We start from the raw sequence: 26,745 nt of genomic DNA, 5'->3' as shown, positions 1-26,745 counted from the left end.
GGTACTTTGCATTCACCGCCAACGGATGTATAATATAAGTTGTAACGATTACGTTTTGAGAGTAACTATTAAATCCTAAGGGGTGGAACATATGGCAATGTCTTTTGATTCTTACATGAAAGATATGGTTAAACCGATGAGGGAAGATTTGACTCGTCTGGGAATTACGGAGCTTCTGACTCCGGAGCAAGTGGACGAAGTGATGGAGAAGTCCAAAGACGGCACCATGCTGCTGGTTATCAATTCCGTTTGCGGATGCGCAGCAGGTCAATGTCGTCCTGGGGTAGCCAAAGCGCTTCAAAATGATACACTGCCAACGTACACATACACTGTGTTCGCAGGTCAAGAGAAGGATGCAACAGCGAAGGCTCGTGAATATTTGGCACCATACCCGCCATCATCCCCATCCATCGCATTGTTCAAGAATGGTGAGCTAGCTCACTTCATCCAACGTCACCAAATTGAAGACCGTTCCGCTGACATGATCGCAGGCGATTTGATCGGTGCTTTCAATCAATATTGCAAGTAAGGAATAACGACTCGCTATTGCAGCTGATGCATGGCGGGTCTTTTCCTTTTTATGGGGAGAAAAATGCGATTATTCTTTGAAATTTTGGGGTTGAAAGTCTATACTAGATTTCAAAGAAGGTTGGATTTTATATGATAGAAAAGGTGGAGAGAGGCATGAGTTTGCAAGCAGAAATTATCGCGAAGCTTGGCGTTAAGCCGGAAATTGATATTGACGAAGAAATCCGCAAACGTGTGGACTTTCTGAAAAATTATGTGCTCGGCGCGAAAGCGAACGGCCTGCTGATCGCAATCAGCGGCGGAATCGATAGCGCTGTAGCGACAGGGTTGTGCAAGCAGGCAACGGACGAGCTGACTGCGGAAAAAGGCACCGAGTACAAGACGGTCGGCGTGTTTCAACCCTACGGTCAACAAGTAGATATCGAAGATAGCTACGCGGTGGCCAAAGCATTCGATTTGAAACATCAAATCGAGAACAATATTGAAGAAGCGGTCGACGAAATTGCCATTGAAGTCGAATACGGGCTCAAGCATATCGGCGTTCACCAGCATGTGAGCCGTGGCGGCAAAGGCAACATCAAAGCGCGGACACGCATGGTGATGCAGTATGCTCTTGCTTTTGAACTTGGCTTAATCGTTGTGGGCACAGACCATGCCTCCGAAGCGATTACCGGGTTCTTTACGAAATATGGCGACGGTGCCGTCGACATTACACCGCTTAGCACGCTGAATAAGCGGCAAGTGCGAGCTCTTGCAGCGAAGCTGGGCGTTCCGCAAAGCGTGCTGGACAAAGCCCCGACCGCAGGTCTCTGGGATGGCCAGACGGATGAGAACGAGCTTGGTATTACATACGGCGATAACAGCGACTACTTGGAAGGCAAGCAAATTGATCCGGCTGTCCAAGAGAAGCTGGAGAAGCAATATCTCAAAACGGAGCATAAACGTATTCCGATTCCGGGTATTTAATCCCGTTAATCAAAACCCCCGGCCTTGTCAGGTCGGGGGTTGTTTGTATGTTCAGGGGCGAGTGAGTGCCGAACCTAAGGAACGCGCACGCCGCGTGAGCTTTCGAGCAGCGTATACCACTCTTCGCGTGTCATATTTTCGGATACGCGGACCGCATCTTGGCAAGCGTGTATACGCTCGACAGATGAAGTGCCGATAACCGGCTGAATGCGGGCCGGGTGCTTCATTAACCAGCCAAGTACGACGGCTTCCAAGCTTGTTTCTTTCTCGGCAGCCAGTTGCTTAACGAGGGCTGCCGTTTTTACGATGTTTTCCGGAGCATCCTTCAACACTTTGCCGGAGAAGATCCCCTTCGCCAGCGGGCCCCAAGCCTGAATTTGGATGTCCGCCATCTGGCAGTGCTCCAGGATGCCATCGGCGAAATTGACGCCTACGCCGGCTTTTTGATTGACAAGGATACCTTGTTCAATCCAGTCCAGGCGAGCCAAGCTCAATTCCAGCTGGTTGACCACAAGCGGCTCCGGCAAGGAATTTTGAATGAAGCGCATTTGTGCAGCGGTCATATTGGAGACGCCGAAGTGACGCACTTTGCCGGCAGAACGCAAAAGATTAAATGCTTCGGCGATCTCTTCCGGTTCCATAAGCGGATCTGGACGATGAAGCAGCAAAACATCCAGATGCTCCACGCCAAGACGGCTTAGAATGCCATCGACTGCGGGAATCATGTGATTTTTGCTGAAATCAAATCGCTGTGGATTCACATCATCCTGGAAACGAATGCCCACCTTGGATTGAAGGATGATTTGATCGCGAAGATCAGGTCTTTTCTTCAGGACTTCGCCGAAAACAATTTCCGACTTTCCTCTTTTATAAATATCGGCATGATCAAACATGGTGATGCCAATGGAAAGCGCAGCTTCTACAGCTTTCTCGGCAACGATATAATCTTCTTTGGTCAAGGGTGCTGCCGTCCAGTCCCCGCCAATGCCCATACATCCAAAAGCAATTCGGCTGTTCGATATTCCACGTTTTTCAAGTGGCATTATTCTCATTTATGTAGGCCTCCCAGCTTTTTATCTATGTCCAGTATACGCCTAGTTCCTGCTTGGCATAAGAACTGAAAATAGGGTAACTTACTTACCTGGAAGTAACTAGAAGTCGTTTCAAAAAGCACTCTGCATGCAAACAGCCCCTTGACCGTGAAGAATGAATCGTGTACAGTGGACGCAAAACGCAGCAGAAAAGTGGTGCTCACGAGCGATGATTATTGGCGTCGGAACGGATTTATTGGAAATTGCGCGAGTGCGCAAGATGCTGGAAGGTTCAGCGGGTGAAAGGTTTCTGGAGCGGATTTTGACGCCTCAGGAGAGAGAGCTTGCGCAAAAGCGCCGAGGGCGGTTAGCGGAGTTTGCTTCCGGCCGTTTTGCGGCCAAGGAAGCGATTGTCAAAGCGATCGGCTGCGGTATCGGCAAGCAGATTGGCTTTCAGGATGTGGAGGTGCTGCCCGATGGACTGGGCAAGCCGATATGCCACGTGCGCGAGGAAGCGCTGCAGCGGGCAGGCTTAATAGGCAGCCTACGCATCCATATCAGCATCACGCATACGGAATCGATGGCTGCCGCCTATGCGATTGTAGAGCAGCTCTAAGGCTGCTATTTTTTGGAGCTGAGCCAATCGCTCAGCTGTCCGATTTCATCCTCGGACAACTTAGTGCTGTAAGCGGGCATGCCGCCGCCTCCGTTTTTGATCTGGCTCGCGATCTGTTCTTTGGTCATTTGGCTGCCGACTTTTTGCAAATTGGTCTTGGCGCCGGCCCTGCCAGCCAGATCAACGCCGTGGCAGCTGATGCACTTGTTCGCTGTGAAGAGCTCCTGCGCTTTCACGAACGCAGGGTTGCTCTCGCTTGCTGCGGTGGCAGCCGGAGGCTTCGGTGTGGCTTCGCCACCGGAAGCCCCGCCGCATGCAGCTAATGCGAGCACCATCGGCCCAAGGACGAGTGCGCCGATGCTCCGTCGCCATGCTGTGCGCAGCATGGTTTCTTTGTTTTGCCTCATAGTGAGTGTCCTCCTATTTGCCGCTGAATGTATGCCTTACACTTTCCTAGCTCTGCCGCCCCCAAACGCGCAGCATATATCCGCATACGACGAGGCTGATACCACCCATGCCCTCGAGGATGACGGCGGAGTAGCCCAAATACCAGACACCCATCACGGCGGACAAGGCGAACAGCCACAGTCCCAAATAAATCAAAGGTCTGCCGAGCAGCAGCCCGAACTGCACAAATCCGATTGCGAGAATGAAAGCTCGCAGCACAGGGGCGAATAAAGGCCCGATAGCGCCAATGGCCTCAAGCAAAGCGATAGCGGCAATCAGCATCACGCCTGGCAGCAGCAGCAGAGCCGGATGCCCCCAGCCGCTTTGGTCCTGTAAGCCCTCTCCATCAGCGCGGAAATCCTTCCGCAGGCTCCACAGCTGCACTAAGCTCGCTACGACAGCGGTAAGGAGGGCGGCTTGTTTTAACCAGTCCAGGTCGCGCCAATAGATCGCAATATCCATAAGCGCACTGAACATCCACTCCGCGCCCCAGATGAAGAGAAGAGGGAGGAGAGCACGCGCTTCGCCGATCCATAATTTCCTTTTATGTACTTGCTTCTCGTTTTGCATACATTCACCTCTAGTTTTATGTTCCGCAATTCTCGTATAATGGACTCATGTCCATTCATTCATTATAACTGGAACGCGCCCTATAGAGAAGGAGAGCTCATGTACAGTCAAGAACAAATGCTTTATTTTTCCAAAAACTTACTGGATTGGTACCATACGCACAAACGTGATTTACCATGGCGAAGAAGTAAAAACCCTTATTATATATGGATTTCCGAAGTCATGCTGCAGCAAACTCGAGTGGATACGGTTATTCCTTATTTCCATCGGTTTATTGATCAATTCCCAACAGTAGAAGCCCTGGCGACTGCACCTGAGGAGAATGTCCTGAAAGCCTGGGAGGGACTAGGCTATTATTCGCGTGCAAGGAATCTTCAAACTGCGGTGCGTGAAGTGCACGAGCGTTATGGCGGCATCGTTCCGCAGACGAAAGAAGAGATTTCATCGTTAAAAGGTGTCGGTCCCTATACGTCTGGAGCGGTGCTAAGCATCGCCTACAATAAGCCGGAGCCGGCTGTAGACGGTAATGTCATGCGCGTATTGTCGCGTTATTTTCTCATTGAAGAAGATATTATGAAGCCGGCAACTCGGACCCGTATGGAGAAGCTGGCGCGCGAGCTCATCCTGGAAGGAACGGCGAGCGACTTTAATCAGGCGCTGATGGAGCTTGGGGCTATGGTCTGTACGCCACGGTCGCCGCACTGTTTGACGTGTCCCGTCATGGCACATTGCTCTGCGCGTGAAGCCGGGATGGAAGAAGGCTTGCCTATCAAAAAGAAAGCCAAACCGCCTCGTCCTGAGCTGCGGGCAGTGGCTTTGATCGAAGGTACGGGTGAGAATGAAGGAAAATGGCTGATCAGACAGCGTCCGCAGGAAGGTTTGTTAGCCCGTATGTGGGAGCTGCCGCATGTGACGTGGGAGCCGGAGGGATGGCTCTCTGACGATGAGAACAAGGACATGCTACGCAAAGCGCTTGCAGACCAAGAGCAAATCATGATCCAGCCTGGCGAGTGGTTCATGGATACGGAGCATATTTTCAGCCATATTGTCTGGAAAATGAAAGTATTTCGCGCCAAGCTCACCAGCTTGAGCCACTCAACCAACGGGGGAGAATGGATCCCGTTCCATTATCGCTGGGTAGGCCCGGATGAGCTGCAGCAGTATGCTTTCCCGAATGTGTTCATTCGGATTATGAAAGAATGGCAGGAGAGCAACGAGTAGGTGCTCCCTGATCCACGTATATTAGCGAATTTCGGCTTTAATCGCTTCCACATTTCTTAATGTGATTAACTTTTTATCAATTTGTATGAGGTCGTCGTCCTGGAGCTCTTGCAGCACCTTGGTAACGGACTCCCGGACAGTGCCCACCATATTGGCGAGCTGCTGATGGGTCAACTTGACATTAATCAGAAGGCCGTCCTGTGCAGGGATGCCATGCTGTTCGGATAGGCGAATAATGGTTTTAATAATGCGTGAGCGCACGCCAAGAAACGTCAGATCGTAGATTTGGTCATTGGCTTGACGCAATCGCCCCATTGTTGTCTCCAAGAGCTTCAGGCACAGCCTGGGGCTCTTTTCCATGTATTGCACGAAGGAAGTGCGCTTCAGAGCATAAAGTGTGCAGGCTTCCAGCGTTTCAGCGGTTGCCGATCGGGTAAGACCTGCGCTGATCAGAGACATCTCACCAAAAAAATCCCCGTCCCGAAACAAAGCCAGAATGATTTCTTTGGCTTCATCCAACCGATATATTTTGACGACACCCGATTTGATAAGGAATAACTCCTCGCCTGCATCGCCTTCCAAGAATAGAATGCTGCCTTTCTTTACTTTTTTTTCAATAAATAAAGGGGCGATGCCTAATAAATCAGCTTGTGAGAGTTCTTGGAAAAGAGGAACATTTTGAAGTAGGGGGACGATTGTTTTCACAGGCTCTCAACTCATTTCAGGATAATATTGGTTACCGTTATCGTACTACTTTCCCGAAAAACCGTAAACAATTTCCACCATTAATAGTCCCAAAGGAGGATGTCCGAGGATGTCCCTAGGCCACTGCACATAGGCTCAAATGAAAAAAGAGCTGCCCTCAAGTAGAAAAATCTACTCGATGGACAGCTCCTTGTAGGGCTAACTTATTTTGCAGCGTCGTAACGCTTGCCAACTTCAGCCCAGTTCACAACGTTCCAGAACGCTGCGATGTAATCAGGACGTTTGTTTTGGTAGTTCAGGTAGTAAGCGTGCTCCCAAACATCAAGACCAAGGATTGGCGTTTCGCCTTCCATGATCGGGCTGTCTTGGTTAGGCAAGCTGTATACTTTCAATTTGCCAGCTTTGTCAACAGCCAGGAAAGCCCAACCGGAACCAAAGCGTGTTGTTGCTGCTGCAGCGAAGTCAGCTTTGAATTTGTCAAAACCGCCAAGCTCGCTTTCGATAGCTGCTGCAAGCGCGCCAGTAGGTGCTCCGCCAGCATTTGGTCCGATAACTTCCCAGAACAGGGAGTGGTTCGCGTGTCCGCCACCGTTGTTGCGAACAGCAGTGCGAATATCTTCAGGAAGGCTGTTCAGGTCAGCGATCAAATCGTTAAGGGATTTATCATGCAGAGCAGGATGCTTGTCCAAAGCTGCATTCAAGTTAGTCACGTAAGTGTTATGGTGACGATCGTGGTGAATTTCCATCGTTTTTGCATCGATGTGTGGCTCAAGTGCATCGTTCGCATAAGGAAGAGCTGGTAGTTGATGTGCCATTGTATAAATACCTCCTAAAATTATGTAGATTCAACTTCTTCATTATGAAGGAATTCCGATAATAAAGCAACATCTATGTTTACTAAGTCAGACGCCGCGACGTTCGATTTCCTGAATGATTTGACTGTGGATATGGGTGCCCTGCTCATTAAGCCAAGGGGATAAGTCGCTCATTTGCCTGTGGCTGTTGTGGAGTTCAATCTCCGTCCATTCACTTGGCTTCATTGTGCTTAGTACTTGGAAGTCGCGGATTTTCCGCGGATATTCTGAACTGGATTCCTCGTGGGTAGACATGGTTTCACCTCGCATTCCTCCTATAACATCCGAAATTTTTCCACTTTTTATACACGTCTGATTGAAAAAAAGCTAGATGTCTCTGGCCCAGAAAAAAAGTCATGAATAATCCGTGGAAATTCAAGGGAAAATGAGATGACAAGATTGGAAGAGGTAAGAGGGTGTACATGATGAGTTTTGTTCGCCGATTATTTCGCTGGACGAACCGAATATTCATTCAAGCGGCCGTACCGGAGCAGAACATTCCTTTTGCACCAGGGAGCAATTCGCTGCATACCACTCTTACAGAGAATGTAAAGTTACTGCAGACGCTGTTTAACAAAACACCAGATTTGGTCGTCCGTACTTTCACTTATAAACAAACGGATAGCCAAGCGGCACTTGTGTATCTGTCCGGACTAGTCGATAAAAATGCGATCAACAACAACGTTTTGCGTCAGCTCATGTTTCACCAAGCAGATACAACAGAAGGCGAACTGCCTGTAACGCTTGGGCTTATGAGCACGATAGCGACATGGGAGCAAATAGAGACCTCTATCTTGCACGGGTATAGCGTCCTCTTCATTGATGGACTGCCACATGCCTATGCCATGGATACGCAGGGCTGGCCGCAAAGGGCGATTACAGATTCGCAGATCGAGGCCTCGTTAAAAGGAGCTCACCAAGGATTTGTCGAAACGGACGCTCAAAATATTGCGTTAATTCGCCGGTATATTAGCAGCACCGAGTTGAAAATCAAGGAGTATTATATAGGCCAAAGAGCAAAAAGCAAGGTTTCACTTCTATATTTAGAGGATGTTGCGTTGCCCGAGTTTTTGCAGGAACTGGAGAAAAGAATTACGGCGTTAAATGTAGACTGTATATTAAATACAGGAGAACTAGCCGAATATATCGAGGATAACTCCTTCTCCTTGTTTCCGCAATTTATTACGACGGAACGGCCCGATACAGCGGCCTCCCAAATTTTGCAGGGAAGAATTTGCGTTGTGCTCGATCGTTCGTCCAGCGTGTTGGTTGCACCCATGAACCTGGTCTCCTTTTTTCAAGGTATTGATGACTACAGCATGCGTTGGCCCGTGGCGACCTTCCTTCGGCTGCTGCGCATATTGGCCTGTTTTGTGGCCGCTTTCCTGCCGGGGATCTATATTGCCTGCATTTCTTTCAATCATGAAGTAATTCCTCTAGATCTTATCCTATCTATCGGTGAGTTTAGAGCTGTTGTTCCATACCCGCCGCTTATCGAAGCCTTAATTATGGAAATTATGCTCGAAATGCTTCGTGAGGCAGGTATTCGACTGCCAGCTCCCGTAGGGCAGACGGTAGGCATTGTGGGCGGGATCGTCATCGGACAAGCGGCTGTTCAAGCAGGTATCGTCAGCAACCTTATGGTCGTGATTGTGGCCTCTACGGCGGTAGCCTCCTTCATCTTGCCTAACTATGATATGGCCTCTTCCATTCGGTTAATCCGATTTCCTATGATGATTATTGCCTCTATTTTCGGCATTGTCGGGATCGTAGCCGGGTACATGGTTTTGATTGCGCACCTCATTAATTTAAAATCACTTGGCCAGTCCTATACTTCACCGCTTGCCCCCATACGTCTAGGGGATTGGAAAGATGGTTTCGTACGTCTACCACTGTGGAAGATGATTATGCGCCCCCAAAGCGTTAGAACTCTTCAGAAAAAGAAGATGATCTCAAAACGGGCAGAAGGTGATGACAGCTAATGCCACAGACAGGGAATACCTATGAAAAGAATAAAATTACACGCTTGCAGTTTATCTTTTTGATTCATGGGATGCAGGTAGGTGTAGGCGTGATAACGATGCCATCCGCTTTGGCAGAAATTAGTGGTACAGATGGGTGGATCGCCATTTTCGGTGGCTGGGTATGTTCAGTCGTGGCGAGTCTAGCTATGATCCAGGTCATGAAAAAATATCCTGGCGGGACCGTGATCCATCTGGTGAGACATTACTTTGGCAAGTGGTCCGTTACCCTGTTGACCATCATTTTTGCTGTTTACATGATTCTGTTCGCCTATCTAATTTTTGGCCGAATGGCTCTACTCATTAAAACTTGGATTATGCAGCAATCTTACACTTATGTGCTTATGTTGTTATTTGTTGTGCCAGCTTTTATGGTCGTAAAGGGAGGCGTCCGAAGTTTAGGACGCTTCGCAGAAGTCGTGATTTTAAGCACTATTTGGATGCCGTTCATCCTGCTATATGTATTTAAGGAGGCAAATTGGATAAATCTGCTTCCGGTTCTAAAAGAGGGATGGATGCCAGTCTGGCATAGTGTAAGCTCAACGATCCTCTCCTTTTTGGGTTTTGAAGGCATAATGTTTTTTTACCCTTATTTGGAAAATAAAAAAACAGCTTCCGCCAACGTGGTCATCGCTAATACCCTAACTCTTGCGGTTTACTTATTTGTGACGATCATTTGTTTTGTTGTCTTCAGCCCGGATGAAATCACCCAATATCAACTAGCACCGCTTTCCGCTGCCAAAATCATCGAATTTCGTTTTCTGGAGAGATTCGATATTATTTTTTTATCTGTGTATACACTCCTCATTTGTAAAACGTGGTTTCCTGCTCTTCATATTGCCGTGCAATGCACGGAGCAATTGGTTGCAAAAGGGAAAACGAACGCACATATGCTCGTTCTGTTGGCAGGGATGATCGCATACACCTTCTTTTGGGATCTAAGTTGGCACGAAAGTAAGATTTGGATCGCGCGTTTTAATCAGCTTGGAGTGGGTGTAGCGTACTTACTTCCTTTTGTTCTATGGGGACTTCTTATCATGAAGAATTGGGTAGTGAGGTGGCGGAATTGATGCGGGTTCGAAGAGCAATCCTGCTCTTGATTGTGGTGCTGTTGGTACTACCAGGGTGTGATGATCGGACTGACTTGGAAGATATTTCTCTTCTTCTTATGCTGGGTATTGATCTGGACAAGGACAATAATCTTGTCTTTTATTCTTCAAGTCCTGTATTTAACAAGGAAGCGAAGGAAAAAAATGAGCAAACCAAGGTATATTCCCCGACCGTGAGAGGAGCAAGAAACGAGTTGGATGCTCGTGTTTCAGCGCTTATAAGTTCTGGTAAAGTCCAAAGTATTCTTGTTGGATCGCGCGTTCTAGAGCACGAGGGATGGCTCAAGATGTTGGACATTTGTTTCAGAGATTCCAAATCGAATATTTTGGCGAAAGTTATTGCTGTTGATGGCCCTGTCGAGGATATTATGTTCTTCAAGCCCTTGAATAAACGAAGGCTTCCACTGCATGTGGCTACGCTTATTGATACAGCAAAAGAGAGAAATCTGATTTCGGCGACAACACTTCATAATCTGCACACTCAGATATATGAAAAGGGAATAACACCATACTTGCCGCAATTACGCAAAAATAGAGAAATTGTCGCGACGGGGACCGCATTGCTGAATAAGAAAGGAAAATATGTAGCGAATTTGAATACCGCAGAAAATCAACTTCTGCTATTGCTTCAAGGAGGAATAGAAGGAAGTCTTTCGTTTTCTGTGCAATTGCCAGAAAAAAGCAGGGACGACCTTTTTTCCGAAGGCGCGGTCACTTTTTATATCCTGCATTTCACAAGGAAAGTGAAGGTGACTTATTCACAAGATCAGTTCCATTTTGATGTCGTGTTGAATCTGCCTTTGTTCATAACGGAAAAGTTATTCGTTTTGGATGCAGATAAGGAAGGCAAGAAACTGGAGAAGATGATCAAGACTCAATTGGACAAGCAGATGAAAGAACTCATTGATAAATTTCAGAAGCACCAAATCGATCCGATCGGGTTTGGTTTGTTCGCACGTGCTCATACATATGAAGCGTGGAAGAAGGTAGAGGATCGTTGGGGAGAGGTATTTGCCAAGGCGGAAGTAAATGTCCAAGTAAATGCGATAGTTAAAGACGTAGGTGAAGTTAAGTAGGGTAAACATAGAGCCATGCTGCGTCTGCAGAATGGCTCTATTCTAGTTATTGGTCGGAAGGCAAACCTCAACGGTTGTTCCTTCTGTATCTTTACTGAACACGCTTACCGTTCCATTATGGCTTTCAATAATTTTTTTGCTGACCATGAATCCAAGGCCCGTTCCTTTTTCCTTTGTTGTATAGAAGGGCTGTCCCAGCTTAGTTAAAATGTGTTCGGGGATTCCGCAGCCTTGATCGATAAAGCGGAGAATCAGGTTGCTTTCGTTCTGTGTTTTCACTTGAATGAGGAGGGTTCCGCCAAGTGACATAGCCTCTATGCCGTTTTTAATGAAATTGATGCAAACCTGTTTCAACTGATTCTGATCGCACAAAATCGGGGGAAGATCGGGTTCGCATTCCGTGATGATTTCCACATTATTAAGAATCGCTTGCGATTCCAGCAATGTAGTTACTTGAGCCAGAATGTTGCGAATATCTTTACGATCCGAGTGGATCAGCTGAGGTTTAGCCAAAATCAGCAGCTCGCTGAGAATCATTTCGATGCGCTCAATTTCTGATGACATAATCTCATAATACAATTTCTTCTCGGAAACTCCTGATTTCATAAGCTGAATGAAACCTTTAATCGCTGTGATCGGATTCCGGATCTCATGGGCGATCCCGGCAGCTAATTGACCGGCGATAGAAAGTTTTTCTGAATTAATGAGCATTTGCTCGGCTTGTTTCTTTTCCGTAATATCGTGACACGTGCCAGCGATGCCAATAATATGCCCCGTCGTGTCATGAATAGGAGATAACGTCGTGCTCACATCAACGAGCGATCCGTCTTTGCGCAATCTAACCGTTTCGAAACCGATCACCGATTGCCCGGATAGGACCTGATCGTGAAGTTCCCTTGTTTGCTGGGCGAGATTTGGTGGTGTGATGGGCAGCAATTGATGGATGATTTCCTCGGACTTCCACTGAAAAAGCTTGTCGAATGCGGCATTGGTTTCAACGACCTTTTCGTCACGGTCAATGACCCAAATCGCGTCCCCATTGTTTTTGATGAAGGATTCAAGTCTTTCCTTGGTCGCGCAGAGCTCATCTTCGGCCTGTTTCCGTTTTGTAATATCCCGGCCGACGGCGACGATTTTTTCGACATCGCCTTCTTCATTGCGAATCATTTTGACCGTCGTTTCAAACCAAACGTAATGGCCCTCTTTATGGCGGATGCGGCATATAAACATATCGACATCCGAATTATCAAGGAGACAGCGCTTACCCCACGCAAGCAAATCATCCGGATGCCAGAGATCCATCATTTTTTTTCCTACGATTTCATCCATTTCATAGCCTAGCAAGCTGCGAACAGCCGGAGAAATATGACGTGTTACGCCCTCCGGTGAGGCAATCGAAATGATATCTAAAGCATGATCGGAAATCATCCGATACAGCTCATGAGTTTGTTCCAAATGGTTCATCATGTTGACACGATAGTGGACGTCTTTTTCATAGAGAAGGCGTTCTTTCTCGCGCAGCTCGTTTTCCGCCTGTTTTTGATCGCTGATATCAATAATTTGAGAGACGAAAAACGGATTGTGACTCTCCTCATCCTGAGCAAGAGATACAGCCAAGAGGCACCATACAATATGTCCGTTCTTATGAATATACCTTTTTTCCATTTGATAGGAATCCCGTTTGCCACTAAGCAGTTCAGTCATTAATTGCAGATCAAGTATCAAGTCCTCCGGATGGGTGATCTCCTGAAAAGTAAGGGAGGACAACTCCAACTCCGAATACCCCAATATGGTGCAAATAGCCGGATTAGCTTTGAGACAGCGTCCATTCAATGAAACAAGAACCATGCCGATCGGAGCATATTTAAAAGCTTGTATAAATAAAGATTCATTTATTAATCTTTGGTCTATGGACATGGACAAAACTACCTCCGCTAAGGGCTTAACTCAAGATTCCAACTGAAGTGTAAGTGTTCTACCAGAAAGGGGGTTATTCCTGCCTATACGGCATTTAATTTAGGAGGAAAGCCGCAGTGTTAGGCGATAATTCCTCTTAATCTGACAGTTCTTTACATTGACTCTATCAAATTATACAATTGTCGCAAACTCATTATAGGTATGGGGTTGCTCGCAATGATACATAATTCGAAAAAGAGATTCCGCTTAAGTCCTCCCCAAGTACTGGCTATCGGGTTTATTTTGATCATTATCGGGGGATCGATCCTGCTGTCTTTGCCCGTTTCCATAGCGGGGGAGGGCCAAATGACATGGACCGATGCCCTATTTATGGCGACCTCCGCCACTTGTGTAACGGGGTTGTCCGTGATTAATACAGGCGCACATTTATCAACCTTTGGGGAAATTGTCCTTATCCTTCTTGTCCAAATTGGCGGCCTTGGTTTCATGACCATGTCCACACTTATTGCCCTTGTTCTGCGGCGGCGCATCTCCTTCCAGGAGCGTCTTATCCTGCAGGAAGCGATGAATCATGAGTCTACGGAAGGCATCGTCCGGCTTGTTCGAAAAGTCTTGATTTACGCACTCTACATTGAGCTGGCTGGCGCCGTGTTATATGCGATCCGTTGGTCATTTGAGATGCCGATCGGCCAAGCCGTATACTTTGGCATATTTCACAGCATCTCGATATTCAACAACGCCGGGTTCGATCTATTCGGCAGCTTGTCTGATCGGCCGGGAAGTTTGATGCATTATGTCGAAGATCCCTTCGTTAACATCGTCTCTATGCTCCTTGTCATTTTAGGAGGAATCGGGTTTATCGTAATTTCCGACTTGCTAACGTATCCTAAGAATAAAAAGCTTACCCTGCATAGCAAGGTGGTTCTCAGCGCTTCTGCGGGGCTGATCATCATCGGGGCTCTCGTCATTCTTATCTTCGAGTTCACGAATACGCATACGCTGCAGCCGCTCTCCGCGATGGGCAAGCTGCTCAGTTCGCTGCTGCAGTCTGTTTCATCGCGTTCAGCAGGCATTAATACCATCGATATTCCATCGATGCGGCAGGCGACGCAATTCTTCATCATTATCATGATGTTTATTGGGGCTTCGCCCGGTTCCTCCGGAGGGGGCATCAAGGTGACGACCTTCGTCATCCTTGTCGGTGCTGTAATTGCCATGATGCGGGGCAATGAGGAAATTGTGCTGTTCCGCCGGCGCATTTCCAAAGATCGGATTTATAAGGCGATTACGTTCACGCTGCTTTCTTTTTCATTGATTGTCATTGCCACCATTGTTCTTACAATAACAGAGAGTTATCCGTTTCTTGGCGTATTGTTTGAGGTCACATCGGCTTATGCCACAGCTGGGATGTCGATGGGATTAACCTCGCAGCTGACGGAATTCGGCAAAGTATTTCTTGTTATGCTGATGTTCATTGGGCGGCTTGGACCCGTTACACTCGCTTACATTTTGATTCCGCTACCGGAGAAGGAGCACTTCCGCTACCCGGAAGGAAAGATTACGATAGGATAACTTATTGAATACGGAGCCTTCAACGGGGAATAGTAAGGTAAAACTTTTCCCGATTGGAGGTTTTTTCTATCTTATTTTTATTAAACGTTTGCACGACCTTGATTGCTGTTGGCGCAGTGGTTTCCTTGGGCAAAATGCCGAAGCTTTTTGACCGTTTCGAAAAATGGGTGTACTACATGGTCATCTTGATTGCGATTGAACAACTGCATTCAGCGATTGTAGATAATTTCAAATTGATACAATTTGCAGAGTCGTTTTGGGCCTTTTACTTTTATAAGCTCAATCAAATCCTTATTTTCCCGATTAGCACCTTGTGGCTGCTCGTTCCTATTTTTCAAGCGAATACACGGTTTCTTATCAAAATCCTCTATATAGGCATCTGGTTTTCAGCTCTAACAGGTTCTTATCACTTATTTCAGTTCTTTGGTATTCTGACCTTAACGGGGTGGAATATCGGTTATTCTGCGGTAATCTGGTACATCGCCTTGCTCGAGTCAACCTGTTTCTGCTTAGTTTTCAGAAAAATGCTTGGAAAGTGTGATGGCCATGATTCTCTATCCACCTGAACACTTCGATATCAATGAGTGGTTCACTTTGATTTCACTCGCTGTCACCGCAACCATCGCTTTTCTGCTGCCCAAACGATTCTCTCCCGTTGTGATTACTGTGTATACCGTGTTCACCGTTTTTATATCACAGTCGGTTGATTCATTGATTGCCGTCAAACCTTTCGACATGTATGACGTCAATGATAGCTCCAAGTATGAGTTGATGGACATTGTCATTTATTATCTTAACTATCCTCCGTATACCTACATCTTTTTGTACTTTTATGATAAATGGAAACTAAAAGGCATAGGCCGGATCCTTTATGTGGGCGTATTCTCGGGGTTCTCCGTGTTTTTTGAATGGTTGGCTTGCCTTTGTCACGTGTTTACGTTTCATGGATGGAAGCTGTGGTATTCACCATTTGTTTATCTTGTAACATTTACGCTGTACATCATTGTTTATCATGCAACAGAGAAAGTAGCTCCCAAGCCTGACGGTGTCTGACCTGTCAGGCGTTTCTTTTATGTGAGAATTATTTATTTAGAAAATAACTGGAAACTCTGCCGTTAATCTTCAATGCTCTGTGGTCGATTCACGCGGCTGTCTAATTTTTCAAGTAAACCTTTACTGAAATCCCAGTGGCTTTTTTGTGTTCTTGATTTAAAATTTCTAATATCGGAATAAAGATGATAAAATAAGGTTATCGTTTCGCGGTTATCGGGAGAGAGAAGGAGAAATGAACGAGCACTTACGTGCAGAAAGAAGCATTAGGAGGGGAAATGACATGGAATTTTCTTGGAAGCGAAATCTGGTTACATTATGGATCGGCGTTTTTTTCTGCGGGATGGCCTACACCATATCGGTTCCATTCTTGCCGATATTCCTGCACACGGAGCTCGGGATTGATAAAGGGCTCGAAGCATGGTCGGGTATCACATTTGGTATTACTTTTCTAGCCAGCGCTTTAATTGCACCCTACTGGGGATCGCTTGCCGACAAATATGGTCGCAAACCGATGCTCATTCGTTCAGGGTTCAGTTTAAGCGTTCTTTATTTTGCGACGTTTTTCGTACATGATCCTTATCTGTTCTTAGTCGTACGTATCCTGCAGGGGCTGCTTGCCGGCTTCGTTCCGGCGTCCATTGCACTGGTTGCCACGAACACTCCGGAGAAAGAAGTCGGTTACGCCCTCGGCGTCATGTCTACCGCAGGAGCCGCAGGAAGTGTGATTGGCCCGCTGGTTGGCGGTTTTGTCAGCCATTGGGTAGGGAACAGGGAGTCCTTTCTGGTCTCTGGCTGTGTCGTCTTGGTGGCGGCTTTCATCGGCCTATTCGGAGCCAAGGAAAAAAACTTCAACCGCTCCGCCGAGCGTTCCAGCGTCTGGGATGACTTGAAATCGGCTGCGCACAACCGATCCTTCATGATGATCCTTGGCGTCACCATGCTGGTGGCTACCTCGGTTATGATCGTTGAGCCGCTGCTCACCATCTATGTGCTCCAAATGGGGGGTACCCAAAGCTCAGCGTCTCTAAGCTCAGGCATCATCTTCTCAGCGGTTGGCGTAGCCACGGTCATAGCCGCGCCTCGATGGGGCAAGCTCGGGCAAAAGCTCAGCTACTCCAAAACGCTGTTCATCGGGCTGCTGGGCGGAGGCATAGGTAATCTGCTGCAGCTGGGAACTCATCATTTGCTGGCATTCGGCATATTGAGGTTTAGTTACGGGCTGTTCTTCGCCGCCGTCTATCCGGCGTTAAATGCTTTGATCGTGAAATTTACGGATCCCGGCTTTCGGGGCAGGGCCTTCAGCTTGAATCAATCCGCTACGCAGCTTGGGACGATGAGCGGTCCGATCATCGGCGGCTTCTTGGGCGGCTGGATCGGAATTCCTCTCGTTTTTGCCATCAATGGACTTGCCCTGATTGGTGTGGCATTTTTCTACAAATATCGCGGTCCGCAAGCGGTTGTTACAGAGTCGCGAGCGACTAGCAGCTAATGAGGTATTTAAGGGGTAAGCTTAGCTTACCTCTTTTTTTGTGTTAAAAGAGGACGATGCACGCACAATTTGTTGAAAACGCTTGCATTTAAGCGCTTTCAAGAGGTTTCTAGAAAAAAACAAAGATTTTTGTGAATTTTAACACATTTTCAGCAGGATTCCGTCCTTTTTTGTCGTATTTACTAAATTACCATAAAATTAATCCTAGAAAATGAATAGGGGATTGGGAGAGAACCGTATGCATGTTCGTTCATTTCAGCTTGGTGATACGTCTTCGGTGACATCACTTTTACAGGATGTTTTGTCGGAAATCTGCTATGAGGAAACGATGGAAGCATTTGCTCGTCAACTTTCTTGGGATACGGAGCTTGTGCTGGTTGCACAAGAAGAATCGGAAATCGTGGGCATGATTATTGGCACCATCGATAACAACAATGGCTATTACTATCGGATTGCAGTTGCCACAGAGTATCAGCGTAAAGGTATCGGAAAAGCTTTGATCGAAGCAATGAAAATGAGGTTCCTCCAACGGAACGTGAACAAAATTATGGTAACGGTAGACGTCCATAATGAAGTCGTACTCCCTGTGTATGAGTCGGCGGGTTATAGTACATCTGATTTTTCCCGTGCTGCGCATCGTTTGAGCATTGTGAAGAAAGTCAGCGTGTAGTCACAGCAGTGACTAGAGTGAAATTGAACAGATTTGAATCTAGAGAAGCATATCTGTGCCGCCATTGCATTTGGGGGTCAGATATGCTTTTCTATATAATAGGAGAACTTATCGGCAGCTATCAATAGAGGAGCTTTGAGACATGGATAATTTCGCGCCGTATGTGATAAAAAGCTTCAAACATGACGGACATTTACACCGGATGTGGCTCACGAATTGGCGAGTGCCGCCGCACGTCATGCATGCCGACCATCTCCAGCAAGACATGATGGTGTTTATTAACAGCCAGACGAAGATTCAGGAAGCCGACGGAAAGGAATGGGTCAGCCGTATTCCGGGCGTTTCTTTTTTTATTCCCAGTCAATGGTTTAATATTGTTGCTCTTATTGAAGATACAGGAGTCAGATATTACTGCAACGTAGCGTCTCCAATGTATGTGACGGGGCAAGTGCTTACTTATATCGACTACGACCTTGATGTCATTCGAATGCCGGATCGTTCCGTGCATATCGTAGATGAAGATGAATACGAACGTCATAAACTGAATTATCACTATTCAACACTTGTTGAGTCAAAGGTGAAGGCTGGTCTGGCCGCGATTTTGGAACTGGCAAGTACGGACAAGCCGCCATTTCAAGATGACTTGGTCATGCATTATTACGAGCAGTGGGAAAAGCAAAAGAACGGAGGAGCATGAATGAGCTTCTTTGTAGGCCGTAATGAATCCAATCAAGCAGCTTCACAGTCCGGAAATGTCAAACAGACAGAGGTAAAGAGCCTTACCCATGAGCTGTGGGATTGGACGAAATCCATCCTCGTAGCTCTTCTTGTCGTTATTCTTGTGCATCAATTTGGATTTAACTTGTCCACGGTTCGGGGACATTCGATGGATCCAACGCTGCAGGAGGGAGAATGGCTGTTTGTGAACAAGGCGATTACGTACTTCAAATCGCCTAAACGCGGAGAAATCGTCATCCTGAAGGAGACGGAGGAGTATGCCTTTACACACCATCCTTTTTTGGTGAAAAGGGTGGTAGCCGTTGGAGGCGACGAGGTGAAAGGCCGAGGCGGCGCTTTGTATGTGAACGGCGAGAAAGTCGACGAGCCGTACACCGACTCGCCCATCGAGGACGGCGATTTCGGCCCGATGCAGATCGGGGAGGGCCGCGTCTTCGTGATGGGCGATAACCGCCATGCGGCGGCGAGTGCGGACAGCCGCAGGTTTGGGGAAGTTCCGGCCAGCCTGATTCAAGGCCGGGCCGAGTATGTGCTGTGGCCATTCTCAATGGCCGCTGATCTGTAAGTTAGATACGAACACAGGAAAGAGGTGAGGGTGTTTTGGCGGTTTCCATCGTCGCAGCGTCAGAGACAGTGATTAGAAAATTACAGCAAGAGATTGTGGAAGCCGCGCCGTCCCTCGGTATAGATAAGATCGGCTTCACGTCAGCTGAGCCGTTCACAGAACTGAAAGACATCCTTCTCCGTCACAGGGAGAAGGGATTTGAATCCGGCTTCGAGGAGCCGGATATCGAGAAGCGGGTGCATCCCGAGCTGAGCTTCGACGCGCCGCGATCGATCATCTCCATCGCGGTCGCGTACCCGTCGAAGCTGGCTAACCCGCCCCGATCCGAGCCAGGGGCGTATCGGGGGATCATTTCGCGCTCCTCCTGGGGGAGCGACTACCATGATGTGCTTCGCGACCGGCTCGCGAAGCTGGAGGCTTTCATCGCGGAGCGCATGCCGGATGCGCGATTGCAAAGCATGGTCGACACCGGTGTGCTGGTCGATCGTGCTGTCGCGGAACGTGCCGGCATCGGCTGGTCCGGTAAGAACTGCGCCGTCATTACGCCGGAATGGGGCTCATGGGTCTATTTGGGCGAAATCATCACCAATATTCCGTTCAGCCCCGATACACCGATCATGGACCAATGCGGCGACTGCACGATCTGTATCGACGCTTGTCCCACAGGGGCGCTCGTTGGCCCGGGACAACTCAACTCATCCCGCTGCATCTCCTTCATCACCCAAACGAAGGGGTATATCGCAGATGAGTACAAGCTTAAGATCGGCAACCGGCTCTATGGCTGTGATACCTGTCAGATCGTCTGCCCGAAAAACAAGGGGATGAACTGGACGCATCATCCGGAGTTCGAGCCTGACCCTGAGAAGGTCAAGCCGCTTCTGATTCCCTTGCTCACCATGACGAACAAGGACTTCAAAGAACAATACGGACGCATCGCGGCGTCGTGGAGGGGCAAAAAGCCCATCCAGCGCAACGCAATCATCGCGTTGGGGAACTTCAAGGACAGCTCCGCTGTGCCTGTCCTTACGGAGCTGCTGCACAAGGATCCGCGGCCTGAGATTAGGGCAACGGCTGCGTGGGCGCTGGGGCGCATAGGAGGCGACGATGCCGCAACAGCTCTGGACAAGGCCCAAGGGACCGAGCAGGAACGGGCTGTGCAGCAAGATATTGAGAAGGCGATGACGGCCATCCGGCAAGCCAACCAGGCAAGCTCGCATATAGGGGAGAAGAATCCGACATGACACAGAATCAGCAATTCGCTTCAAACAACCTGTCCTATACGGAAGTTGCTACGCCTATAGGTGCGCTTGTTCTCATTACAAGTCCGAAAGGACTTTGCCGTGTTGCATTCGGCACCATGAGCCAGAATCAAGAGGATCTGCAAGAGTGGGCTGCCCGTTGGTTTGGCAAGGGAACGAAGCTTCAGGAGGATGCGGGAAAACTTGCGTCAACCGTGCAACAGCTGGAGGAGTATTTTAGAGGAGAACGGCTAAAGTTTGATGGGGAATTGGATTTGCAGGGAACGGACTTTCAGAAAAAAGTTTGGAGTGCACTGCTTGACGTCCCATATGGAGAGACAGCTACCTATAAGCACATTGCCGAGGCGATTCAATCACCGAAAGCCGTGAGAGCGGTAGGCGGCGCAAATAATAAAAATCCGATTCCCGTGATCATTCCCTGTCATCGGATCATTGGCGTAAGCGGCGACTTGGTGGGGTATGCCGGAGGTCTGGACATGAAAATACATTTGCTTGATTTGGAACGCGAAGAACAACCCAATATGAATCCAAAGAATAACTAACCGTGGAGTGATCCTATGAAATATGTACATTTGGATTCCGTTGAGTCGGGTCAATATTTAGGCCGCACGATATTCGCCAGTAACGGTTCCATTTTACTTTCGGAAGGCGTGCAGTTAACGGTTTTCATGATCAATACGCTTAATCGAATCGGTGTGACGATGATCTACATCAAGGATCCGAACTTGGAAGATGTAGAGATTCCCGAAATCATTTCAGAAGAAACGAAACGTGTCGTTATGCAGCAAATGGGACAAACTTTCGCGGCGCTCCGATCCGGCAAGGAGTTCAACTCCCGTGCTATGAGCATTTCGATCAACACTTTGCTCGACGAGGTGATGAAGAATCGGGATGTGCTCGTCCAACTGACTGACATTCGGACCAAGGATAACGAGATGTACGTCCATGCGACCAACGTCTGCATGATGGCGGTGCTCGTAGGTATTAATATGGGGTTCAATGAGAGTCAGTTGAAAGAGCTTGCCATCGGCGCCCTGCTGCATGACGTGGGGAAAGTTGAGCTCACCTGTGACGATGAGTCGTCTGACAGCAGGAGGCATCATACATGGCGTGGTTTTGAGCTTTTGAAAACCAAGCGCGAATTCAGCTTGCTGATTGCCCATGTCGCCTTCCAACATCATGAAGCATTAGACGGCCAGGGCATTCCGAGAGGTTTGACCAGCGATGACATTCATATTTATGCCAAAATTACAGCTGTCGCGAATATGTACGATAACTTGCTTTTCGATACTTCCGCGGGACGCAGGATGCTGCCCTACGAGGCATGTGAGCATATGATGGCGCTGGCTGGAACAAAGCTGGATCGAGAGGTTTTGATTCATTTTCTGAGAACTGTTTCCATCTATCCGACAGGGGCTTCCGTTCGCCTATCGAATCGTGAGACCGGCGTCGTCGTCGGCCAGCATCGCGGATTGCCGAGCCGGCCGATTGTTAGAATCGTCAAGCAGGATCAGATGGACAGAGAACTGGATATTAAGGAAATTGATTTGGCAAAACATACCACGGTTTTTATTGAACAAGTTCTATGATTTATGGCCAAGTCATTTGTAAAGCGATAAGTAGAAATGGTATGATAAGGCAAGTGATCTAACCAATTAACACTTGCAGGGGGCAACGTTATGTGGAGTTATCTTATTCCTATTCTCACTTTGATTGTGGGCTTAGTCGGGGGATTTTTTATCGGCGTGTTTTACTTGAAAAAACAGTTGGAGTCTATGCAAAATAATCCGGAAATGCTGGCCAAAATGGCGAAGCAAATGGGCTACAACATGAATAAACAGCAGTTAAACAAAGCGCAGCAAATGATGAAAAACCAAAAGTGGAAATAATAGTGGGGTCGGGGACCCCTTTAAAGGGCTTTGCTGTCTAACCGTACAATCGGCGGACAGCAGGAGCCCTTCGTATTATAGTCAGGTTTTGTAAAATTAGGACATACCAGTACGATTCAGAGGTGGCTAGTCGATGGCAAGCAACAAAGACCGCATTCTGGAAGCTGCGATGGATCTATTTCATGATCATGGCTACCAAGGAACGGGACTAGAGGACATTTTGTCGAGCAGCGGGGTATGTAAAAGCAATTTTTATTATCATTTTAAAAGTAAAGAAGAACTGGGCTTAAAGGTCATAGAGCGCAAAGTAGATGAAATGCGGCAATCCGTGTTGGAGCCAAGTCTGGGGAATACTAACCTATCGCCAAAGCAGCGCGTGCTGGAATTGTTTGAACGCATGCTAAGCTTCTGTGATGAGAACGAGTGCCGGAAGGGATGTTTTTTCGGGAACTTGGCGTTAGAGCTTAGCGATTGCTCAGAGGAGCTGCGTAAGCCGCTCAGCCGCTTTTTCAGCGAGATGGAGACTGAGATTGAGGCTTGTCTAAAAGAAGGCCGGAAACAAGGTGAGCTATCGCTGCAGGGACTAGCCCCAGTCGAGCTTGCTGCACCTATCGTCTCTCTTTGGCAGGGCGGCATGCTGCTTACCAAAACGCATAAAGACAGCAGGGCTATGAGAGATGGGATCAAGGTTTTGACAGTCTGCATGGGTTAAAGGATATGAATGAGGAGAGTGGAGCAGTTGGCATCCGTTGAATACAGAAATACGAGAGTAGCTGAGAATCGCGAGCTGATTGAGAAGCATGTGCGCGAAATTTTACGATTGATCGGTGAAGATGTGGACCGCGAAGGTTTGTTGGATACACCTGCACGCGTAACGCGCATGTATGAAGAAATCTTTTCGGGCTACGACGCGGACCCGCGGGACGTGCTTGGTGTAACCTTTGATGAGCAGCATGAGGAATTGGTGATCATTAAAGATATCATTTATTACAGCCAATGTGAGCATCATATGGCGCCGTTTTTCGGCAAAGTGCATGTTGGCTACCTGCCGAGCGGTAAAGTCGCGGGGTTAAGCAAATTTGCCCGTTTAGTCGATGTCATCACCCGCAAATTGCAGGTGCAGGAGAGAATAACGTCCGAAATCGCTGACATTCTCGATGAAGTGCTGAAGCCGCACGGCGTGATGGTCGTTGTGGAAGGCGAGCATATGTGCATGTGCTCCAGAGGGGTCAAAAAGTACGGCAGCGAGACGATCACATCAGCGGTGCGCGGTTCTTTCCGTACGGATTCGACGCTGCGTTCCGAATTTTTATCATTGATCAATAGGTAATTCGTGAGTAAAGGGGTGTGCATGAAGACAAAAGTCTTGTGCAGCATCCCTTTTTTTGTGGAGAATGTGCCTGCATGACTTGTTGTCGAATAGATGAATATAGTATTCTTTTATAAATAAATGGCCCCAGGGTGACTAGCGTACATGCTATAGCATAAACTGATAATAGCAAGTATACGAATTGCTAGGTGTACAATTCCGGGGGTTGGCAAGAGCACCAGAGGGGGCAAGCTGATGAACAACATACGAAAATTTCGGCCCGGAGAGGCCGCTTCCTCTAAAGTGAGTGAAGAACGGGATGAATTTGAGCGGGATTACGCAAGGCTGATCCAATCACCGACCTTTCGTCGGCTGCAGGGCAAGTCACAGGTGTTCGGAGCCGGTTCAGGCGACTATTACCGGACGCGTCTAACCCATTCGCTTGAGGTAGCCCAAATCGCCAGAGAAGTGGCGAAACGTCTGGAGCGGACGAACCCTTTTCTGCAAAAAAGAGAGCATCCGGGTCTCATTATTGACCCTACCGTTGTGGAGTGTGCGTCGATTGCGCACGATTTCGGTCACCCGCCTTTTGGTCACAAAGGGGAAGAGGTGCTGAACCACATCCTGCTGAAGGATCATGGTTTGAAATATGAAGGCAATGCCCAGAACTTCCGGATCCTGATGTTTCTTGAAAAAAGGGCGGGCAGTGAAAGCGGTCTGGATCTTACTGCGGCTGTGCTGCTTGGCATTAATAAGTACCCTTTCCTGCTGGAGGAAGAAGGCCGGCTCAAGGGGGTATACGCCTCTGAGTGGGAGATTATCCGAGAGCTGCGGAGAGAATGGAACATGCCGGAAGGCTGCTCCACGTTGGAAGCGCAATTGATGGATCTATGCGACGATATCGCGTATTCTACGCATGATATTGAAGACGGCATTCGTGCAGGAAAAATTCAGATGAACGCTACGTTTTTTGAGGATCAACGTTTGATCCGCCATTTGGTTATGGAAATTCTGAATGATCCCAATAAGCACAAATTCGGCTGGGAGCAAGTCGACATCGAGCAGATGGTCAGGAAGGTGCTGACCGACTATCTAGAGCAGTGGCAGCAGATTTTCGCCGAATGCAATCGGGAGGAATCGCGTACGCGCAGAGAGATGAAAGCACGTTGGGTCAGCTCTTTTGCAAGCCGTTTGGACATTCTGGACGATCCTGAGCGAGGCTGGAAAAAGGTTGCGCTCGTCAGAGACGGAGCGGAGGATATGAATCTCCTGCGGACCATGGAGATCTTGAAGAAGCTGGCGTGGGTCACGCTGATCAAGGACTTCCGTGTACTGCGCCTCCAGAAGCGCAGCGAGATCATCGTCGAGCGGCTGTGGGAAAGCTTTATCGATCAAGACAGGGGAATGTGGATCATTCCACCCGATTGGATCGATAGCTATGAGCGCCGGAAGGGCAACTGGAGCTGGCCGCGGTTCGTCGCGGACTATATATCCGGCATGACCGACGCATACGCGGAGAAGGTGTATGCAGAGCTGTTCGCGAGCAAGTCCGGCTCGATCTATGAGATGGACTAGGCGCGAAGATGAGGGTGCTGCGCATGATCCTGCAAAAAGTACATCAAATCCTGGGTAAATGGAGTTAATCTTGCGAAAAGATGTAAATAGTACATCAAAATTGACGTGAGTGGCGTGGTTTGGGCTGTAATGCTGAAATTAGATGTACAAAATGCATGATCCTTACTCTCGAATGGGTGGGTAACATGAATTTTGATGTACAAAATACAGGTTGCTATCCTAACTGAGAGGTAAGATGTGCTTCAGACTTTAAGTTGATAGTGAATGGCATCCCCGCAAAAAAATATCGACCCCGCAAGGGGTCGATTTTATAGGGAGGAGGGAATACCTGAGTCAGTTTACAGCTACAGCTTCTTTTGGCGTCAGGCCATTAAGAAAGCTGAGAGAAGTGCGCACATACTTCTTGGGTTCTGCGCGGTACAACAGCTCATGCTGCGCTTTGGGAATAATCCAAAGTTTGGATTGCGCGTTGTCTTGCACCTTGAAAATGTCCTCTACCATTTCATATGGAGCTTTGGAATCCTCCGTTCCATGAATGAAATAAATAGGCATTGAATAAGCAGTTGAAGTGACCTTTTTATAAGGGACCTCATGCAAGCTCACTCCGTTCAATAAAGGGAAAAATAAGCGGACGAGCGGTAGAGACGGGAATTTCGGAACATTCACAACTTGCTTCATATTGTGATAGAGTGTATCCGGATTCAGCATGAACGTGCTGTCCAGAATCATCCCTGAGATATCCGTACCATTTTGGAGAGCGGCTTGCAGCGCTGTTCCAGCACCCATCGAGAAGCCCCAGATATAAATAGGACCGTTGGATAAATGCTTAACATAGTTAATTGCTCCCAGCAGCTCCTGTGACTCCTGAATACCACCCGTCATGATGCGTTCGTTGCCTGGTTGAACATATCCATAATCGAACATCAGCACGTTGTAGTTCTGCAAGTGCAGCTCACGGGCCAAATTATAGAGCGGAACCCACAACTCTTCGCGATTGCCGCCGTAGCCGTGCGAGAAGATCACGGTTTTGTTGGATGGAGCGGGAATGAACCAACCATCTAAATTCGAGGTTGCGTTCAGACTTGGGAACGTAACGCTGCTGTAAGGTAGGCCAACGGCTCTCATAGGATCCGAATGAAGCGGATCAATATGCGGCCGTGCCAACGTCCATGCAATATAGGCGTGAAAAGCCAGCAACAGCGAGGTACATAACGTCAGGAATGAGATCAGGATGGTGAGAACCAGCCTTTTTTTGCGTAAAAGCGGACGAGTAACGACCTGTTCGAGCGTAGGTTGAAGTGAGCCTGGGGATAGTGATGTTGATGACATCGCAGTACCCTCCCTCCAGTAAAGTAGTGTGTTCAAAATAGGCTGCTCTGAGAAGTTATAAGGAGAAAGGAATAATTATCTAAATTTTCAGATAAGTAATCTATTATCTTAATCTTATTCTGTATGCGCTTACAAGTCAATGAGGGTGCGGGAAATGTAAAGTCACTGTAACCTTTCTGTAACATTTCAAGAAACAGATGTTTGACCTTTACGCAACGTTGGAGTTTGGTTATACT

29 protein-coding genes are annotated in these 26,745 nt (G+C 47.9%); 21 read left to right on the top strand and 8 right to left on the bottom strand.

Annotated elements, in window-relative coordinates; all coding sequences use genetic code 11:
- Window positions 1-91: 91 nt before the first annotated feature.
- Window positions 92-529, top strand: a complete 438-nt coding sequence (locus tag ACUN27_RS35645) for a BrxA/BrxB family bacilliredoxin (RefSeq protein ID WP_315954941.1) — start codon at window positions 92-94, stop codon at window positions 527-529.
- Between the two features lie 155 nt (window positions 530-684).
- Complete coding sequence (nadE, locus tag ACUN27_RS35640; RefSeq protein WP_445560512.1) at window positions 685-1,494, top strand: ammonia-dependent NAD(+) synthetase; 810 nt, start codon at window positions 685-687, stop codon at window positions 1,492-1,494.
- A gap of 74 nt (window positions 1,495-1,568) precedes the next feature.
- Here the strand turns inward: nadE and ACUN27_RS35635 are convergent, their stop codons facing one another.
- Window positions 1,569-2,546: an aldo/keto reductase gene (locus ACUN27_RS35635; RefSeq protein ID WP_445560511.1), complete on the bottom strand. Its 978-nt coding sequence runs from the start codon at window positions 2,544-2,546 to the stop codon at window positions 1,569-1,571.
- 208 nt (window positions 2,547-2,754) lie between these two features.
- Between ACUN27_RS35635 and acpS the strand changes: the two genes are divergently transcribed.
- Window positions 2,755-3,141 carry a holo-ACP synthase gene (acpS, locus tag ACUN27_RS35630; RefSeq protein WP_315955117.1) on the top strand — a complete coding sequence of 129 codons (387 nt, stop codon included), beginning with the start codon at window positions 2,755-2,757 and terminating at the stop codon, window positions 3,139-3,141.
- 5 nt (window positions 3,142-3,146) lie between these two features.
- On the opposite strand, the gene ACUN27_RS35625 is transcribed toward acpS, so the two are convergent.
- Window positions 3,147-3,476, bottom strand: a complete 330-nt coding sequence (locus ACUN27_RS35625) for a c-type cytochrome (RefSeq protein ID WP_315954939.1) — start codon at window positions 3,474-3,476, stop codon at window positions 3,147-3,149.
- Between the two features lie 118 nt (window positions 3,477-3,594).
- The gene (locus tag ACUN27_RS35620) at window positions 3,595-4,158 is read right to left on the bottom strand and encodes a hypothetical protein (protein WP_326062886.1); all 564 of its coding nucleotides are present in this window, start codon (window positions 4,156-4,158) and stop codon (window positions 3,595-3,597) included.
- Between the two features lie 99 nt (window positions 4,159-4,257).
- Between ACUN27_RS35620 and mutY the strand changes: the two genes are divergently transcribed.
- The gene (gene mutY, locus ACUN27_RS35615; protein ID WP_326062887.1) at window positions 4,258-5,379 is read left to right on the top strand and encodes an A/G-specific adenine glycosylase; all 1,122 of its coding nucleotides are present in this window, start codon (window positions 4,258-4,260) and stop codon (window positions 5,377-5,379) included.
- A 21-nt stretch (window positions 5,380-5,400) separates the two neighbouring features.
- Here mutY and ACUN27_RS35610 read toward each other — a convergent pair whose 3' ends face one another.
- From ACUN27_RS35610 to ACUN27_RS35600, 3 genes are all read right to left on the bottom strand, one after another.
- Window positions 5,401-6,084, bottom strand: coding sequence for a Crp/Fnr family transcriptional regulator (locus tag ACUN27_RS35610; RefSeq protein WP_315954936.1), 684 nt, complete (start codon window positions 6,082-6,084; stop codon window positions 5,401-5,403).
- A 203-nt stretch (window positions 6,085-6,287) separates the two neighbouring features.
- On the bottom strand, window positions 6,288-6,899 hold the full coding sequence (locus tag ACUN27_RS35605) for a superoxide dismutase (RefSeq protein ID WP_127455033.1): 612 nt from the start codon (window positions 6,897-6,899) through the stop codon (window positions 6,288-6,290).
- Window positions 6,900-6,986: 87 nt separating this feature from the next.
- Window positions 6,987-7,208, bottom strand: coding sequence for a hypothetical protein (locus ACUN27_RS35600; protein WP_315954935.1), 222 nt, complete (start codon window positions 7,206-7,208; stop codon window positions 6,987-6,989).
- Window positions 7,209-7,363: 155 nt separating this feature from the next.
- Between ACUN27_RS35600 and ACUN27_RS35595 the strand changes: the two genes are divergently transcribed.
- Genes ACUN27_RS35595 through ACUN27_RS35585 form a run of 3 tightly spaced genes read left to right on the top strand, consistent with a single transcriptional unit; the run spans window position 7,364 to window position 11,144 of the window.
- Window positions 7,364-8,920, top strand: coding sequence for a spore germination protein (locus ACUN27_RS35595; RefSeq protein ID WP_445560703.1), 1,557 nt, complete (start codon window positions 7,364-7,366; stop codon window positions 8,918-8,920).
- Window positions 8,920-10,029: a GerAB/ArcD/ProY family transporter gene (locus tag ACUN27_RS35590; RefSeq protein WP_445560510.1), complete on the top strand. Its 1,110-nt coding sequence runs from the start codon at window positions 8,920-8,922 to the stop codon at window positions 10,027-10,029. Before ACUN27_RS35595 ends, ACUN27_RS35590 begins: the two co-directional genes overlap by 1 nt.
- Window positions 10,029-11,144: a Ger(x)C family spore germination protein gene (locus ACUN27_RS35585; RefSeq protein WP_315954932.1), complete on the top strand. Its 1,116-nt coding sequence runs from the start codon at window positions 10,029-10,031 to the stop codon at window positions 11,142-11,144. The genes ACUN27_RS35590 and ACUN27_RS35585 overlap by 1 nt, the downstream gene beginning before the upstream one ends.
- 42 nt (window positions 11,145-11,186) lie before the next feature.
- Here the strand turns inward: ACUN27_RS35585 and ACUN27_RS35580 are convergent, their stop codons facing one another.
- Complete coding sequence (locus ACUN27_RS35580; protein WP_379172562.1) at window positions 11,187-13,061, bottom strand: PAS domain S-box protein; 1,875 nt, start codon at window positions 13,059-13,061, stop codon at window positions 11,187-11,189.
- 216 nt (window positions 13,062-13,277) lie between these two features.
- Between ACUN27_RS35580 and ACUN27_RS35575 the strand changes: the two genes are divergently transcribed.
- From ACUN27_RS35575 to ACUN27_RS35510, 14 genes are all read left to right on the top strand, one after another.
- Window positions 13,278-14,633, top strand: a complete 1,356-nt coding sequence (locus ACUN27_RS35575) for a TrkH family potassium uptake protein (RefSeq protein WP_315954930.1) — start codon at window positions 13,278-13,280, stop codon at window positions 14,631-14,633.
- A 53-nt stretch (window positions 14,634-14,686) separates the two neighbouring features.
- A complete protein-coding gene (locus ACUN27_RS35570) occupies window positions 14,687-15,199 on the top strand; it encodes a hypothetical protein (RefSeq protein ID WP_315954929.1) in 513 nt (170 codons plus the stop codon).
- Complete coding sequence (locus tag ACUN27_RS35565; protein ID WP_445560509.1) at window positions 15,180-15,686, top strand: hypothetical protein; 507 nt, start codon at window positions 15,180-15,182, stop codon at window positions 15,684-15,686. The genes ACUN27_RS35570 and ACUN27_RS35565 overlap by 20 nt, the downstream gene beginning before the upstream one ends.
- Window positions 15,687-15,966: 280 nt before the next feature.
- Window positions 15,967-17,175 carry an MFS transporter gene (locus tag ACUN27_RS35560; protein WP_315954927.1) on the top strand — a complete coding sequence of 403 codons (1,209 nt, stop codon included), beginning with the start codon at window positions 15,967-15,969 and terminating at the stop codon, window positions 17,173-17,175.
- 238 nt (window positions 17,176-17,413) lie between these two features.
- Window positions 17,414-17,845, top strand: coding sequence for a GNAT family N-acetyltransferase (locus ACUN27_RS35555; protein ID WP_315954926.1), 432 nt, complete (start codon window positions 17,414-17,416; stop codon window positions 17,843-17,845).
- 142 nt (window positions 17,846-17,987) lie between these two features.
- On the top strand, window positions 17,988-18,542 hold the full coding sequence (locus ACUN27_RS35550; RefSeq protein WP_315954925.1) for a DUF402 domain-containing protein: 555 nt from the start codon (window positions 17,988-17,990) through the stop codon (window positions 18,540-18,542).
- Window positions 18,543-19,148: a signal peptidase I gene (gene lepB, locus ACUN27_RS35545; RefSeq protein ID WP_315954924.1), complete on the top strand. Its 606-nt coding sequence runs from the start codon at window positions 18,543-18,545 to the stop codon at window positions 19,146-19,148.
- Between the two features lie 47 nt (window positions 19,149-19,195).
- On the top strand, window positions 19,196-20,389 hold the full coding sequence (gene queG, locus ACUN27_RS35540; protein WP_379172642.1) for a tRNA epoxyqueuosine(34) reductase QueG: 1,194 nt from the start codon (window positions 19,196-19,198) through the stop codon (window positions 20,387-20,389).
- The gene (locus tag ACUN27_RS35535; RefSeq protein ID WP_315954922.1) at window positions 20,386-20,949 is read left to right on the top strand and encodes a methylated-DNA--[protein]-cysteine S-methyltransferase; all 564 of its coding nucleotides are present in this window, start codon (window positions 20,386-20,388) and stop codon (window positions 20,947-20,949) included. The genes queG and ACUN27_RS35535 overlap by 4 nt, the downstream gene beginning before the upstream one ends.
- Before the next feature lie 15 nt (window positions 20,950-20,964).
- On the top strand, window positions 20,965-21,996 hold the full coding sequence (locus tag ACUN27_RS35530; RefSeq protein WP_315954921.1) for an HD-GYP domain-containing protein: 1,032 nt from the start codon (window positions 20,965-20,967) through the stop codon (window positions 21,994-21,996).
- A gap of 90 nt (window positions 21,997-22,086) precedes the next feature.
- Window positions 22,087-22,296 (top strand): YneF family protein, encoded by a 210-nt coding sequence (locus ACUN27_RS35525; protein WP_127455063.1) that lies wholly within the window; start codon window positions 22,087-22,089, stop codon window positions 22,294-22,296.
- A gap of 133 nt (window positions 22,297-22,429) precedes the next feature.
- Complete coding sequence (locus ACUN27_RS35520) at window positions 22,430-23,008, top strand: TetR/AcrR family transcriptional regulator (RefSeq protein WP_315954920.1); 579 nt, start codon at window positions 22,430-22,432, stop codon at window positions 23,006-23,008.
- A gap of 9 nt (window positions 23,009-23,017) precedes the next feature.
- A complete protein-coding gene (gene folE / locus ACUN27_RS35515) occupies window positions 23,018-23,626 on the top strand; it encodes a GTP cyclohydrolase I FolE (protein WP_394358179.1) in 609 nt (202 codons plus the stop codon).
- A 234-nt stretch (window positions 23,627-23,860) separates the two neighbouring features.
- Window positions 23,861-25,180 carry a deoxyguanosinetriphosphate triphosphohydrolase family protein gene (locus tag ACUN27_RS35510; protein WP_315954919.1) on the top strand — a complete coding sequence of 440 codons (1,320 nt, stop codon included), beginning with the start codon at window positions 23,861-23,863 and terminating at the stop codon, window positions 25,178-25,180.
- A 333-nt stretch (window positions 25,181-25,513) separates the two neighbouring features.
- On the opposite strand, the gene ACUN27_RS35505 is transcribed toward ACUN27_RS35510, so the two are convergent.
- Window positions 25,514-26,509, bottom strand: coding sequence for an alpha/beta hydrolase (locus ACUN27_RS35505; RefSeq protein WP_445560508.1), 996 nt, complete (start codon window positions 26,507-26,509; stop codon window positions 25,514-25,516).
- Window positions 26,510-26,745 lie beyond the last annotated feature (236 nt).

It is taken from the genome of Paenibacillus sp. WC2504, assembly GCF_052682475.1.
Note: the sequence above shows the minus strand (reverse complement) of the source record. Positions and strands in the feature narration are given on the sequence as shown.

Coding starts and splice junctions, on each gene's coding strand:
- lepB (WP_315954924.1), top strand. CDS start 18,543: ATGAGCTTCTTTGTAGGCCGTAATGAATCCAATCAAGCAGCTTCACAG.
- ACUN27_RS35530 (WP_315954921.1), top strand. CDS start 20,965: ATGAAATATGTACATTTGGATTCCGTTGAGTCGGGTCAATATTTAGGC.
- ACUN27_RS35590 (WP_445560510.1), top strand. CDS start 8,920: ATGCCACAGACAGGGAATACCTATGAAAAGAATAAAATTACACGCTTG.
- ACUN27_RS35580 (WP_379172562.1), bottom strand. CDS start 13,061: ATGTCCATAGACCAAAGATTAATAAATGAATCTTTATTTATACAAGCT.
- nadE (WP_445560512.1), top strand. CDS start 685: ATGAGTTTGCAAGCAGAAATTATCGCGAAGCTTGGCGTTAAGCCGGAA.
- ACUN27_RS35505 (WP_445560508.1), bottom strand. CDS start 26,509: ATGTCATCAACATCACTATCCCCAGGCTCACTTCAACCTACGCTCGAA.
- ACUN27_RS35620 (WP_326062886.1), bottom strand. CDS start 4,158: ATGCAAAACGAGAAGCAAGTACATAAAAGGAAATTATGGATCGGCGAA.
- ACUN27_RS35600 (WP_315954935.1), bottom strand. CDS start 7,208: ATGCGAGGTGAAACCATGTCTACCCACGAGGAATCCAGTTCAGAATAT.
- ACUN27_RS35560 (WP_315954927.1), top strand. CDS start 15,967: ATGGAATTTTCTTGGAAGCGAAATCTGGTTACATTATGGATCGGCGTT.
- ACUN27_RS35585 (WP_315954932.1), top strand. CDS start 10,029: ATGCGGGTTCGAAGAGCAATCCTGCTCTTGATTGTGGTGCTGTTGGTA.
- folE (WP_394358179.1), top strand. CDS start 23,018: ATGAGGAGAGTGGAGCAGTTGGCATCCGTTGAATACAGAAATACGAGA.
- ACUN27_RS35605 (WP_127455033.1), bottom strand. CDS start 6,899: ATGGCACATCAACTACCAGCTCTTCCTTATGCGAACGATGCACTTGAG.
- ACUN27_RS35635 (WP_445560511.1), bottom strand. CDS start 2,546: ATGAGAATAATGCCACTTGAAAAACGTGGAATATCGAACAGCCGAATT.
- ACUN27_RS35525 (WP_127455063.1), top strand. CDS start 22,087: ATGTGGAGTTATCTTATTCCTATTCTCACTTTGATTGTGGGCTTAGTC.
- ACUN27_RS35625 (WP_315954939.1), bottom strand. CDS start 3,476: ATGGTGCTCGCATTAGCTGCATGCGGCGGGGCTTCCGGTGGCGAAGCC.
- ACUN27_RS35550 (WP_315954925.1), top strand. CDS start 17,988: ATGGATAATTTCGCGCCGTATGTGATAAAAAGCTTCAAACATGACGGA.
- ACUN27_RS35520 (WP_315954920.1), top strand. CDS start 22,430: ATGGCAAGCAACAAAGACCGCATTCTGGAAGCTGCGATGGATCTATTT.
- ACUN27_RS35595 (WP_445560703.1), top strand. CDS start 7,364: ATGAGTTTTGTTCGCCGATTATTTCGCTGGACGAACCGAATATTCATT.
- ACUN27_RS35535 (WP_315954922.1), top strand. CDS start 20,386: ATGACACAGAATCAGCAATTCGCTTCAAACAACCTGTCCTATACGGAA.
- ACUN27_RS35555 (WP_315954926.1), top strand. CDS start 17,414: ATGCATGTTCGTTCATTTCAGCTTGGTGATACGTCTTCGGTGACATCA.
- ACUN27_RS35510 (WP_315954919.1), top strand. CDS start 23,861: ATGAACAACATACGAAAATTTCGGCCCGGAGAGGCCGCTTCCTCTAAA.
- acpS (WP_315955117.1), top strand. CDS start 2,755: ATGATTATTGGCGTCGGAACGGATTTATTGGAAATTGCGCGAGTGCGC.
- ACUN27_RS35575 (WP_315954930.1), top strand. CDS start 13,278: ATGATACATAATTCGAAAAAGAGATTCCGCTTAAGTCCTCCCCAAGTA.
- ACUN27_RS35565 (WP_445560509.1), top strand. CDS start 15,180: ATGATTCTCTATCCACCTGAACACTTCGATATCAATGAGTGGTTCACT.
- ACUN27_RS35645 (WP_315954941.1), top strand. CDS start 92: ATGGCAATGTCTTTTGATTCTTACATGAAAGATATGGTTAAACCGATG.
- mutY (WP_326062887.1), top strand. CDS start 4,258: ATGTACAGTCAAGAACAAATGCTTTATTTTTCCAAAAACTTACTGGAT.